At 72.7% G+C, this 12,199-nt stretch carries 12 protein-coding genes; 6 read left to right on the top strand and 6 right to left on the bottom strand.

Annotated elements, in window-relative coordinates:
- Positions 1 to 878: sigma-70 family RNA polymerase sigma factor (locus ACFWIS_RS27190; protein WP_380524020.1), on the bottom strand; the 878-nt coding region annotated here is incomplete at its 3' end.
- A 90-nt stretch (positions 879 to 968) separates the two neighbouring features.
- On the opposite strand from ACFWIS_RS27190, the gene ACFWIS_RS27185 reads away from it, so the two are divergent.
- Entirely contained in the window at positions 969 to 1,337 is a 369-nt protein-coding gene (locus tag ACFWIS_RS27185; protein WP_380524017.1) for a hypothetical protein, read from the top strand.
- A gap of 52 nt (positions 1,338 to 1,389) precedes the next feature.
- Here ACFWIS_RS27185 and ACFWIS_RS27180 read toward each other — a convergent pair whose 3' ends face one another.
- The 3 genes from ACFWIS_RS27180 to ACFWIS_RS27170 form a co-directional block, all read right to left on the bottom strand.
- Positions 1,390 to 2,607, bottom strand: a complete 1,218-nt coding sequence (locus ACFWIS_RS27180; protein ID WP_380457472.1) for a hypothetical protein — start codon at positions 2,605 to 2,607, stop codon at positions 1,390 to 1,392.
- Between the two features lie 378 nt (positions 2,608 to 2,985).
- Positions 2,986 to 3,765, bottom strand: a complete 780-nt coding sequence (locus ACFWIS_RS27175) for a hypothetical protein (RefSeq protein ID WP_380457362.1) — start codon at positions 3,763 to 3,765, stop codon at positions 2,986 to 2,988.
- 34 nt (positions 3,766 to 3,799) lie between these two features.
- Positions 3,800 to 4,288: a hypothetical protein gene (locus tag ACFWIS_RS27170; protein ID WP_380457364.1), complete on the bottom strand. Its 489-nt coding sequence runs from the start codon at positions 4,286 to 4,288 to the stop codon at positions 3,800 to 3,802.
- A 351-nt stretch (positions 4,289 to 4,639) separates the two neighbouring features.
- On the opposite strand from ACFWIS_RS27170, the gene ACFWIS_RS27165 reads away from it, so the two are divergent.
- Both ACFWIS_RS27165 and ACFWIS_RS27160 read left to right on the top strand, forming a co-directional pair.
- A complete protein-coding gene (locus ACFWIS_RS27165; protein ID WP_380457366.1) occupies positions 4,640 to 5,623 on the top strand; it encodes an ATP-binding cassette domain-containing protein in 984 nt (327 codons plus the stop codon).
- Positions 5,620 to 6,444: an ABC transporter permease gene (locus tag ACFWIS_RS27160; protein ID WP_380457368.1), complete on the top strand. Its 825-nt coding sequence runs from the start codon at positions 5,620 to 5,622 to the stop codon at positions 6,442 to 6,444. Before ACFWIS_RS27165 ends, ACFWIS_RS27160 begins: the two co-directional genes overlap by 4 nt.
- Before the next feature lie 292 nt (positions 6,445 to 6,736).
- Here ACFWIS_RS27160 and ACFWIS_RS27155 read toward each other — a convergent pair whose 3' ends face one another.
- Entirely contained in the window at positions 6,737 to 7,309 is a 573-nt protein-coding gene (locus tag ACFWIS_RS27155) for an NADPH-dependent FMN reductase (RefSeq protein WP_380457370.1), read from the bottom strand.
- A gap of 192 nt (positions 7,310 to 7,501) precedes the next feature.
- On the opposite strand from ACFWIS_RS27155, the gene ACFWIS_RS27150 reads away from it, so the two are divergent.
- From ACFWIS_RS27150 to ACFWIS_RS27140, 3 genes are all read left to right on the top strand, one after another.
- A complete protein-coding gene (locus tag ACFWIS_RS27150; RefSeq protein WP_380457372.1) occupies positions 7,502 to 8,413 on the top strand; it encodes a pirin family protein in 912 nt (303 codons plus the stop codon).
- Positions 8,410 to 9,630, top strand: a complete 1,221-nt coding sequence (locus ACFWIS_RS27145) for an MFS transporter (protein WP_380457374.1) — start codon at positions 8,410 to 8,412, stop codon at positions 9,628 to 9,630. The genes ACFWIS_RS27150 and ACFWIS_RS27145 overlap by 4 nt, the downstream gene beginning before the upstream one ends.
- Before the next feature lie 152 nt (positions 9,631 to 9,782).
- Positions 9,783 to 10,457, top strand: coding sequence for a TetR/AcrR family transcriptional regulator (locus ACFWIS_RS27140; RefSeq protein ID WP_380457376.1), 675 nt, complete (start codon positions 9,783 to 9,785; stop codon positions 10,455 to 10,457).
- On the opposite strand, the gene ACFWIS_RS27135 is transcribed toward ACFWIS_RS27140, so the two are convergent.
- Positions 10,408 to 11,865, bottom strand: coding sequence for an amino acid permease (locus tag ACFWIS_RS27135; protein WP_380457377.1), 1,458 nt, complete (start codon positions 11,863 to 11,865; stop codon positions 10,408 to 10,410). The two genes, ACFWIS_RS27140 and ACFWIS_RS27135, sit on opposite strands and share 50 nt — an antisense overlap.
- Positions 11,866 to 12,199: the final 334 nt, after the last annotated feature.

Raw genomic sequence — 12,199 nt, 5'->3', positions numbered from 1 at the left:
CCGCAACACTCTTTTTGCACCGGTTTGGTGGCTGTTTTTTTTTTATAAGACCCCGCCGGGCGGGGGGCGACGTCCACCGCGCCCACCGCCTGGCCCCCCCGGGCGCGCGGGCCCCCCCCCCCGGGCGCGCCGTTCACCGAGCGCTCCAGGAGCTCCAGCCCCGGCGCCCGCTCGGCGATGGCCAGCAGGTACCGGGCGATCCGCGCGCCGCCCTCGACCGGGTGCAGCACCGCACTCGCCAGGCCGCCGCCGTCGGCGGTCATCACGGCGGCCGGGTCCAGCACGGTGACCAGGGCCTCGATGTCCTTGCGCTGCCAGGCCTGTCTGACCCGCCGTACGGTGTCGGCCCGGTCGGCGGTCCGCGCGGGGGTGGTGGCGGTGCCGACCCGGCGGCGGGCGGAGGAGGCCAGCTGCTTGCAGGCCGCCGGGGTGCGGCCGAGGACGGCGGCGATCTCGGCGAAGGGGTAGCGGAAGACGTCGTGCAGGACGAAGGCCACCCGCTCGGCGGGAGTCATCGACTCCAGGACGACCAGGAAGGCCATCGCCACCGACTCGTCCAGCACCACCTGGTCGGCGAGATCCTCGGCACCGGATCCGTCCGGCAGCGGTTCGGGCAGCCAGGCCCCGACGTACCGCTCCCGCCGGGCCCGGGCCGAACCGAGCTGGTCCAGGCAGATCCGGCCGGTGACGGTCGTCAGCCAGGCGCCGGGGGCCAGGATCTCCCGCCGCTTGCCCGGCGGGAGGGCGTACCAGCGGGCGTAGGCCTCCTGCACGGCGTCCTCGGACTCGGTCAGCGAGCCGAGCAGGCGGTAGGCGACGTTGATCAGTTGGCGCCGCTCGCCGGCCATGCCGTCGGCGCCCACCCCCGCTGCCCCCATGCCTTCGCCTTACCTTTCGTGGGCCCGTGTCGTCGGGCTGGTGAGACCCTACCGATCCACTGCCCCCGGGCGGAAAAGAGGACCGTGACCATGGCCACCACCCAGGCGACGACGGCGCCGCGCACCTTCCCGTACCTGCGGGCCGCGATCGCCCTGCAGACTCTGACCATCCTCCTCCAGGCCGTCTCCGCCGGACTGCTGCTGGCCGCCTCCTACGGGGAGACGCTGCACGGCGTCGGCGCCCGGGTGATGTACGGGGCGTCGATGCTGTACCTGCTGGCGGCGGTGCTGGCGTGGAAGCCGGGCGGCGGGCCGGTGCGGCCGGTGTGGGAGTCGTCCGGCTTCCTGGCCCTCGCCTCGGCGCAGGTCGTGCTCGGCATCGCGCACGTGCCGGCCGTCCACCTCCCGCTGGGGGTGCTGATGTTCGGCCTGAGCCTGCTGGCGCTGGCCCGGCGCTGAGGGCCGCTCCGGAGGGCTTCCGGGGCCGCCCTCGCGGCCCGGAGCCCCGGGGTCACCTGGGTAGGCGGGACCAGTCGCCGGGCTGGCCCGGGTCGAGTTGGCGCAGGCTGTTGAGGACCTTCGGGTCCTGGGCGTCCAGCCAGTCGGCGACCTGGCGGAATGACACGCAGCGGACGCCGTCGCGGTGGCATACGTCCTTCACCACGTCCGCGACGGCGTCCATGTAGATGCCGCCGTTCCAGTCCTCGAAGTGGTTCCCGATGAACAGCGGGGCGCGGCTGCCGTTGTAGACCCGGTTGAAGCCGGCGAGATAGCTGTCCCGGGCCTCCTTCTCCCACTCGTCGTACTTCTTCGGATCGCCCTTGGTGGAATTGCCGGACTGGCCCGCGAGGAAGTTGAAGTCCATCGACAGGCCCTGGGTCGACTTGGCCGGGAAGGGCAGCATCTGGAGCGGAAAGTTCCAGATGCCGTCCTTCTTCGTCGGCCAGACCTGGAACTCCCCCGGGGAGCTGGCGTCGTAGCGGAACCCGGCCGCCTTCTCCGCCTGGAGGAGGTTCTTCTGCCCCTCCAGACACGGCGCCCGCCCGCCGACCAGCTCCTTGGTGTAGTCGAAGGGCAGCGGCGGGAGGTTCTGGTAGCCGGTGTTGGTCTTCCAGTTGGTGACGAAGGAGACCGACTGGTCCAGCTCGCTCTTCCACTCCTCGGTGCTCCACTCACCGCCGCCCTTCGCCCCGCAGAAGTGGCCGTTGAAGTGGGTGCCGATCTCGTTGCCGTCCAGCCAGGCCAGCCGCAACTGCTCCAGGGTGTCCTTGATGTGGGCGTCGGTCGCGTAGTCGATGGACGCGGCGCCCGGGTCGTGCTGGGGCGGGTGGTAGAGGCTCCGCTTCGACTTGGGGAGGGTGTAGAGGCCGGTCAGGAAGTACGTCATCCGGGCGTTGTTGTCCGCGCCCAGCTTGCGGAACCGGGAGAACAGGTGGTCGTCGCCCTCCAGGGCGCCGTCCCAGGAGAAGACCACGAACTGCGGTGGCTGCTCACCCGGTTTGAGCTTCTCCGGCTCGGGCTGCTTGGGCTGCGGGCCGGTGTAGGAGGTCGAACCGTCACCGATCACCTTGACCTGGCCGTCCCAGGTCGGCGTCGCGCTCGGCTCGGGCACGGGGGCTGCGGCGGCGGGTTCGGGCTCCGGTGTCGTCGGGTCGGGGGCGGCGGCGTTCGGTCTGCCCTCCGAGAACGAGTCCCCCGTGGTCAGCGTGAGGGACGCGACGACCCCCATGGCCAACAGGACGGCTGCGCCTCGAGCAGTCCGCACGTAATCCCCTTCGCTCAGCCGACGGTTCGATCATTCGATCAACAGGGCACTCATGTGATCGATGACGTGAAGGGTGGGAAAGGTTGCTCGGATCGCCGAAGAGATTTTCGAGCGGAGCGGCCCCGGTTCCGCGGACAGATCGAGTCTCCCGTGAATCGGGGGCCGGTGTCGCCGCTACCGCCGGGACGGCCGACCTACCGCCCGACGCCCGTGATCACGCGAACCCGTGCCCGTACTGCTTCCTCCCCCACCCCTCGGACGCCTGCCCGTCGGTCCAAGCTGCTTTGCGCTCGGCGCAGGACCTCTGCGGGGTCGACTTCCTGCGCGTGCGCTTGTCCCTCGTCAGGACGGGTAGATGATCGAGCCGAGCGGCGGGCAGGGGATCAGCATGGTGCCGATGCCCGGGCGTTCGACGAAGGCCCGGGCATCGGCGGCCTGTTCGCGCCGGGTGTCCAGATCGTCGGCGTGCCAGGCGTCGTGCCTGGCACGGGTGTAGTCCCACGACTCGTCGATGAGGCTGAGGCTGACGTTGCCGGCGCTGCGCTGGAAGTCCGACTTCACGGCGGCCCGTCGCAGTGCGGTCTGTGTGGCGGCGAGGTCGAGGCGGGTGATCAGCACGCCGGGGGTGTTCGGCTCGCGGGTCGGCATCGGGGCCTGCGGGAGCAGTGAGACCCCGGTGTCGAGGCGGCCGATGTTGTCGACGGTCGCCTGCTGGGCCTCCCTCCCGATGATCTGTATCTCCCGGTGCAGCCAGAGGAACTCGTCGAGGTCCGCCGGGGTGACCCGCATCCGCTGGTACAGGGCCCGGAACCGGGGGTCGTGGTGCAGCGGGCGCACGAGCGGCATGTGGAACGCCACGCAGTCGTTGAACCCGTTCGCCACGGCGGCGTCGAAGTGGAGGAGGCCCTGATCCACCTGCCCCTGTGCGATGGCCAGACCGCCGAGGCCCGAGTGCCCCGACGCGACGAGCCACCTGCCGTCGGGGCCGAGCGCCGAGGCGCGCACGACGATGTCGTGGAGGCCGGCGACGACGTCGACGCCCCGCGGGGTGAGGCCATGGGTCATGACCTCTACCTGAAGATCGTGCACGCGGGCGGTCAGTGACGTGACGGTGTCGGCCATGGATCTCCTCGGTGGTGGTGAGGGTGGCGGCTGCTCAGGCTCGGGTCAGCCAGCCTTCTTCAAGGCCGTCAAGGACGAACCCGTTGTCGAAGCGCACCCGGTAGGTCGTCCGAGCGCCCGCTCCGGCGTTGACCGCTCCCACCCGGGCGACGTTCTGGCGGAGGTCATCGACCAGGCTCGCCGCGAACGCGTCGAACCGGTGGCCGAGAATTTTCTGATCGAAGCTCGCGAGGTAGTCCTGGCCCGCGCGGCCGGCTTCCGTGGTCGACCCCATGACCGTTCCCGCCAGACCCTCGGCGAGGAACAGCGGACCGGGGACGCCGCCCCTGGTGGCGGTGTCACCTGCGGTGACCTGCGCATCCCTGGTCAACGTGACCCTCGTGCCGGCCTCGTACGGCATGGATGCCCCCTGTCCTTCGATCTTGGACTCGCAAGCGTAGTCGAATTGCCTTGGGGAGAAACGGTGTTCGACGAAGCTCGGGAGCTTCACCATCGCCGGCACGTGAACCTGCTGGGCCGCCACTCCTTCCAGCTGCCCGAGATACCTGGGGGCCTACGGCCGCTGCGCGACCCGGAACGCGTGGAGCTCGCTTGGCGACGCCGGGCCAAGCGCACGGTGGCGCTTTGTGCCCGACATGGTGCTCAGCGTGCGCCGGTGGCGGAGGCGCTCGTGGCGGTGCCGGGGCTGGTCGGCCCGCTTTGGGGGCCGAACGGCTCAGGCGCGGCAGCGGTCCGCGGCGGATCGTGGAAAGCGGTGAGACGGGCGGGGGGACCGCGGCGGGGTCCGCGGGGCCCGGCGCGACCCGGGCATTCCCCAGCGAAAGGGCGCTCGCGCCGGACGCACCCTCAGAGGATCAAGGAACGGAGCGGACTGATGGGCCAGGCAGCGATCGCCGTCTCCGGGCTGAGCAAGCGCTACGGTTCGCTGCTCGCGCTGGACGACGTCGATTTCGAAGTCCCCCAGGCCACGGTGTTCGGGCTGCTCGGGCCGAACGGCGCGGGCAAGACCACCGTGATCCGCATCCTGACCACGATCCTCCACCCGACCGCGGGGCGGGCCGAGGTACTGGGGCACGACGTGGGGCGCGAGGCACGGATGGTCCGCCGCCTGATCGGGCTGGCCGGACAGTACGCCGCCGTCGACCCCAACCTCACTGGCATCGAGAACCTGCGCCTGATCGCACGCCTGACCCACCTGCCCAGGCCCCTGGGCCGCCGCCGGGCCGACGACCTGCTGGAACGCTTCGACCTCGCCGACGCGGCCGACCGGCCGGTGCGCACCTACTCCGGCGGCATGCGCCGTCGCCTGGACGTGGCCGCCGCCCTCGTCGCCCGCCCGCCGGTGCTGTTCCTGGACGAACCCACCACCGGACTCGACCCCGGCAGCCGCAACGCCCTGTGGGACCTGATCAGGGAACTCGTCGCCGACGGCACCACCGTCCTGCTCACCACCCAGTACCTGGAGGAGGCCGACCGCCTGGCGTCCCGCGTCGCCGTCATCAGCGAGGGACGCGTCATCGCCGACGACACCCCCGCCGCCCTCAAGGAAAGCCTCGGCGACACCGTCGTCGAACTCGGCATGGGCGACCCTGCCCGCGCGGAACGCGCCGCAGACCTTCTCGCGCCGAGGCTGACCCGGCCACCCGAACGCGAGGGCTCCCTGCTGCGCCTGACCTCCCGCGACGGCTCGGACCTCGTGCTGGGCACCCTGCACAGCCTGGACGCGGTGAACCTCACCCCGCGCACGCTCTCGGTGCGCGAGCCCAGCCTGGACGACGTCTTCCTCTCCCTGACCGGACACCGGACACCGGACGGCGAGACCCCCGAGTCCCGCGAAACCCCTGGAGGCACCCCGTGACCGCCACCGCGCGTCCGCTGCGGTTCCCGACAGTGCGCGACAGCGTGATCGATCGCCTGTCCGAACCGGTCCAGGACGCACTCGCGGTTGCCGGACGGAACCTGATCGCCCTGCGCCGTGTGCCGCGGCTGCTGGTGTTCTCCACGATCCAGCCGCTGGTCTTCGTCCTGATGTTCCGCTACGTGTTCGGCGGGGTGATCGGAAGCAGCCTCGGCAACGTGCCCTACGTCGACTTCCTCATGCCTGGCATCTTCGTGCAGACCGCCGTGTTCGGGGCCATGAACACTGCTATCGGCCTGGCCACCGACATGCGCACCGGGCTGATGGAGCGGTTCCGCTCGCTGCCGATGGCCCGGTCCGCGGTGCTGTCCGGCCGCACGCTGGCAGACCTCATCCGGAACGTGTTCGTGGTGGCGATGATGACGGCGGTCGGCTTCGCCGTCGGATTCCGCATTCACACCAACGTGCCGGCGTTCCTGGCCGGGACGCTGCTGGTCCTGGCTTTCGGCTTCGCGATGTCCTGGATCTTCGCCGTCGTCGGGCTGGCCGTCGGCGATCCGGAGACCGCCCAGGCCGCGGCCTTCCCCGTGCTCGCGCCGCTGGTCTTCGCCTCCGCCGTGTTCGTCCCGGTGCACACCATGCCGGGCTGGCTGCAGGCTTTCGCGGCCAACCAGCCGGTGTCGCTGAACGCTGAGGCCGTCCGCGCGCTCGTCCTGGGCGGACCCACCGCCTCGTACGTGTTCCAGGCCCTGGCCTGGGACGCCGGCATCGTGGCCGTCTTCGCCCCCCTGGGCGTATGGCTCTACCGGCGGGCGGTCTGATCCGCAGAGCCGGCGGGGGAGGCCCTCCGCCGGTCCGGCGGAGGTGCCGCGCCGAGCGGTTCGCCGGGCCGGGCGCGGGACCTGCGGCGGTTGGGCCGCCTCCTGCGGAGCGGCCGAGGAGCGGCCGAGGAGCGGCCGGGCGCGAGGGTGCCGCAGGCGTGGCGAAGCCCCGCCGGAGCCCAAGGGCGCCCGGCGGGGCTTCATGCCGCGTGGGGGCGGCGGGTTTCGGGGCCGTCGGGCGCCGGTGGGGCGCCGGTCGGGCGTCAGGCCCGGGTATCGGGCCCGGGGCGGGTCAGGAGCGGGCGGCGTCGATCTTGCCCTGGAGGGCGGTGAGCAGGTCCTTGAGGATGCCGATGGTGCCCTCGTCGGTCAGCGTGCCCTCCTCGTCGAAGCGCTCGTGCGAGCGGAAGGCGACGAGCTCGGGCTTGACCACGACGTCGCTGTCGGTCCAGACGAAGACCTGGCGCAGCGCCAGCTGGGCGCGGACGGAGCCGAAGTTGGTGGGCGCGGCGCCCATGATCGCGGTGGGCTTGCGGTGCAGCGGCAGGCCCTCGGTCTTGCTCCAGTCGGTGCTCAGCCAGTCCAGGGCGTTCTTGAGCACGCCGGGGATCGAGTAGTTGAACTCCGGGGTGGCGATCAGCAGGCCGTCCGCCTCCAGCACCTTGCGGCGCAGCTCCTCGACGACGGCGGGGCGCACGCCCGGGTGGTCGAGGTCGTAGTCGTAGGGCGGGATCCCGCGCAGGCCGTCGTAGATCTCGATCTCCATGCCGGCCGGGTCGAGCGTCCGGGCGGCGCGCAGCAGCGCGGTGTTGTGCGAGTCGGCGCGCAGCGAGCCGGAGATGGCGAAGACCTTGGACGCGCTCATGACGGTGCTCCTTGCGGTGTGGGTGTGGGTGTGGTGTGGGTGTGGGTGTGGCCGGTCGGCGCGCCCGGTGCGGTGCCGGGTGCCGGGCCGGCGGTCGTTCCGACGCCGAGAAATCTAAACCGTTCAGTTCAATGCGTCAACCAGACGGTTTAGTCTTGACTCTGAACTGATTCGTGTAGTTCAGTTCTCGGCATGACGCCGACTCAGCTCGCCGCGGCCCAGGCCGCCCCCGTCCGCCCGACCGCTCCCGTCCGATCGACCGCCACCGTCATCGATCCCGTGCACACCTTCGAGGGCGCCGGCTTCCCCGTCCGCCGCCCGTTCCCGGTGGCCGAGCTCCCGATGCTCGACCCGTTCCTGATGGTCGACCAGACCGGCCCGCTGCTGCTCGCCCCCGGCGAGGCCAAGGGCGCCCCCGCCCACCCGCACCGCGGGTTCGAGGCGGTCTCCTACCTCATCGAGGGCTCGATGGACTGGGCCGACTCGACCGGCCGGCGCGGCACCAGCGTCGCCGGCGAGGTCGAGTGGCTCACCGCCGGCGCCGGCATCGTCCACTCCAACGAGCCGACCGCCGAACTGCTCGGCCACGGTGGCCGCCAGCACATGCTCCAGATCTGGGTGAACCTGCCGGCCCGGCTGAAGGACCTCCCGGCCCGCAGCCAGAACCAGGGCCCCGACACCATCCCGGTGGTGCACACCGAGGACGGCAGCCGGATCAAGGTGATCGCGGGCCGCAGCCACGGCGTCGCCGGACCCTTCGAGACGCACCTGCCGGTCCTGCTCGCGCACGCCGTCCTGCCCGTCGGCGGGCGGGCCGAGTTCACCGTGCCGGCCGGTCACAACGCCGCCGTCTACGTGCTCTCCGGCGCCGTCGAACTGCCCGACGCGCCGCTGGCGGACGGCCAACTCGCGGTGCTGGCGCACGACGGCGAGCGGATCGCCGTCGCCGCGCCGGACGGTCCGGCCGAGGTGCTGATCCTGGCCGGCGAGCCGATCGGCGAGCCGGTGGCCCGCGGCGGCCCGTTCGTGATGAACACCGAGGCCGAGCTCCGGCAGGCCCAACTCGACTTCTCGAACGGAAAGTTCGGGAGCATCCCGGCATGAGCTCGGGAGTGCTGGACACGGCGGCGGGGGCGGGTGCGTTCCCGCCGGAGCCGGCGGAGGGCGGCACCGGCCGGGGCGTACAGGGGTCGCTCCGGACCGGTCTGCTCCTCGCCTCGGTCGCCGCCCCGGGGGCGGCCGGACTCTCCAGCCCGAGCCTCGTCCTGCCACTCATGGCGCGGGAGCTGCACACCGGCCCCGGCCCCGCCGCCTGGCTGATGAGCGGCTACGGGCTCGGCATGATGCTCGGTACCCCGCTACTCACCGCCACGGCCGGGCGGCGCGGCCCCCGGGCGCTGCTGCTCGCCTCCGCGGGGGCGCTGCTGCTCGGGGTACTGGTCACGCTCGCCGCCGGAGCGGACCTCGGCCCGCTGATCGCCGGGCGCGCTCTGCAGGCGGTCGGTGCGGCCGGGTTCAACGTGGCCGCCTTCCAGCTGGCCGCGCGCCAACCGGACGGACGCGCCTCCGGGGTCGTCGCGATCGGCAGCGCGGCGGGCGGCACCGCCGGGCTGTTCATCGGCGCGGCGGTGGCGGCCGGGCTGGGCTGGCGGGCCTGCCTGGTGCTGCCGGTGCTGACCCTGGCGGTACTGCCGGCCGTACTGCGGGGGTGCGCCGGACCGGGCACGGTCCCGGTCGTGGGCCCGGCGGCCGGGGCCGGACCGGAGCCGGCACGGGGCGTGCGGGCGGCGAGCCGCTCCTTCCTCGGCCTGGACGCCCTGGCGGTGACGCGCTTCCGGGCCGTCGCGGCGGTGATGCTGGTCCTGGCGACCGTCAACTTCGGCCTGGTCTACGGCGCACCGCGACGGGCCGCCGCGCTGACCGGCTGGAGCGCCGTCCAGACCGGCGCCGTCGGCTCGCTCGCCGCCCTGACCGGTGCGCTGCTCTCCTGGTCGCTGGTGCGCGCCGCGCCCCGGCTGGGCCTGCGGCGGACCACCGGCCTGCTGCTCGGCGTCTCGTTCGCCGGACTCGCGCTCGCCGCGTTCGGCCCCTGGGCGCCGGTGGTGCTCCTGGGCACCGGAGCCAGCGCCTGTGTCACCGCGGGCGGCCAAGGCGTCCTGACCGGTGCCGCCGCCGAGGCCGTGGCGCCGCAGCGGCGGCCGGAGGCGATCGGGCTGTTCAACCTGGTCTTCCTGCTCGGTGCTGCACTGGGCCCGCAACTGGCGGCATCCGGCGAGCGGATCGCCGCGGCGGGTCCGTACCTCGCCTCGCTGGTGCACTGACCGGGCGCCGGACGCGCCGATCGGGCCCGGCACCGGGCCTGTCACCGGGCCTGTCACCGCGCGCTCCACCGTACGCCGCACGCACAACCGAACCGTTCAGTTTCCTATACTGGCCCGTATCGTCTCCCCCCGAGCACCCGAGGAGAACCCCGATGGCCGCCGACAGCCCCCAGCCGACCGACGAGTTCGGCATCCCGATCATCCCGGGGCCCACCGACGCCGCCCAGCGACGCCGGCAGGCGATCATCGACGCCGCACTCGCCGAGTTCCTCAAGGAGGGCTACTCGGCCGCCTCGATGGACGCCATCACCGCCCGCTCCGGCGTCTCCAAGGCGACCATCTACAAGCACTTCGGCAGCAAGGAACGGCTCTTCCTCGCGGTGATCGGCGGCATACTGCCCACCACCTACGAGGACCTCAAGCCGTGGAACTCCACCATCGCCGAGGCCGACGACCTGCGCTCCGCGCTCATCACCCTCACCCTCGACTGGACCCGCATCCTGCTGCGCCCCGACATCATGTCGCTGCGCCGCCTGGTGATCGGCGAGATCGACCGCTTCCCCCAGCTGGGCCAGCTCTGGTACCGGGTCAGCTACGACATGAACAACGGCCCGCTGATCGCGGCCTTCGCCGAACTGGACCGCCGCGGCGTGCTCGCCGTGGACGACCCGGCGCTGGCCGTGCAGCAGCTGGTCGCCTGCACGGTGGGCGTGCCGCAGCTGGTGCGGACGTTCAGCCCGGAGGCCGAACTCGACGAGGCCGGGATGCACCGGATGATCAGTTCCGGGGTCGACCTGTTCCTGGCGCGGTACGCACGCGAGCGGTGACCACGGCGGCGGACCCGGCGTCCGGGTCCGCCGTCACGGCCGGCCCCACGGCCGCCGGGACGCCGGCCACCGGTTCCACGGCTGCCGCATCGCCCGCCGTCGGTGCCCCGCCCGGCCCGCGCCGGAGCCGCCGCACCCCGGCTACCAGCAGCAGCACCGCCGTCCACGCGCCGGTGCAGAGCACCTGGCTGCGGCTGCCCGGGTCCACCAGCATGAACACCAGCACCCCGGCCACCGCCGCCAGCGCCAGGTACCCCAGGTACGGGAAGCCGCGCATCGGGGCCGTCCTCGGCCCTCCGCGCCCGCGCCCGTGCCCGTGCAGTCGCAGGTGGGACGCGGCGATCAGGATCCAGACCACCAGGATCGCCGTCCCGATCGAGTTCAGCAGGAACGGGAAGACGGTCTGCGGCCACAGCAGGCTGAGCACCACCGACGCGAAGCCGAACGCGGCCGAGGCGAGCACGGCGCGGCCGGTCCCGACGGCGTCCTGCCCGCCCCGGCGCCGGGTCAGCAGGCGTGGTGCGTCGCCGCGGGCGGCGAGGGCGTGCAGCATCCGCGAGGAGCCGTAGATGTTGGCGTTCATCGCCGACAGCAGAGCCACCAGCACGACCGCGTCCATCAGCTGCGCCGCGCCCGGTACCCCGATCCGGCCGATCGCCGCCGCGTACGGGCCGTCGGCGACCGCCGGGTCGTCCCACGGCACCACGGTGACGATCACCGCCATCGAGCCGATGTAGAACAGTGCCACCCGCCAGAGCACCGTGCGCACCGCCCGGCGCACTGCGGCCACCGGGTCCTCGCACTCGGCTGCGGCGATGGTCACCGTCTCCAGCCCGCCGTACGCGAACACCGCCGCGAGGGTGCCCACCGCGACCCCGTGCCAGCCGTGCGGCAGCAGCCCGCCGTGCCCGGCCAGGTTCTCCACCGCCGGAGTCCGGCCGGTGAACACGGCAGCTGCGCCCAGTAGGACGAACACGCAGATCGAGGCCGCCTTCACCCCGGCGAACCAGAACTCCAGCTCACCGAAGTGCCGCACGCCCGCCAGGTTCGTCCCGGTGAACAGCGCCATGAACACCGCCACCCACGCCCAGGCCGGCACCTGCGGCAGCCATCCCGCCATGATCCGCGACGCCCCGATCGCCTCCGCGGCCACGCTCACCACCAGCAGCGCCCAGTACATCCAGCCGGCCAGCAGTCCGGCCCACGGCCCCCAGGCACGGGCTGCGTGCGCGGAGAACGACCCGGAGCCGGGACGGGCGGCCGACATCTCGCCGAGCATCCGCATGACCAGCACGGTCAGCGCCCCGGCCACCACGTACGACACCACGATGCCGGGCCCCGCCGCGGCGATCCCGACACCGGAGCCGACGAACAGCCCGGCCCCGATCGCACCACCCAGCGCGATCATGGCGATATGGCGCTGTCTCAGCCCACGACCGACCGACCGGTCCTCGGACATCATGACTCCCCCCGTTGTGATCCAACCGGAGGAGATCCTGGCCCCGACCCCCCGTCGTGATCAAGCCCCCCGGCCGACCCGTTGTGGTGCGGTGGCGATGACGGTGCGGCGGATGTCGACGGTGCGGGCGGGGTCGGCGGCCGGAGCGGGCGTCCCGTCGCCGGTCTCCGTACCCAAGAGAGCCCGAAGCCGGTTCGGCGCCGCCAGGTACGGGTGACGGTGGCGGTCTCGCGGTGCACGAGTGCGCCGGCCGCGACAGGGCACGCCGCCGAACGGAGCACAT

Origin of the sequence: Kitasatospora sp. NPDC127060, assembly GCF_042724935.1 — a bacterium.
In the GTDB taxonomy this organism is placed as follows: Bacteria; Actinomycetota; Actinomycetes; order Streptomycetales; family Streptomycetaceae; genus Kitasatospora.
Note: the sequence above shows the minus strand (reverse complement) of the source record. Positions and strands in the feature narration are given on the sequence as shown.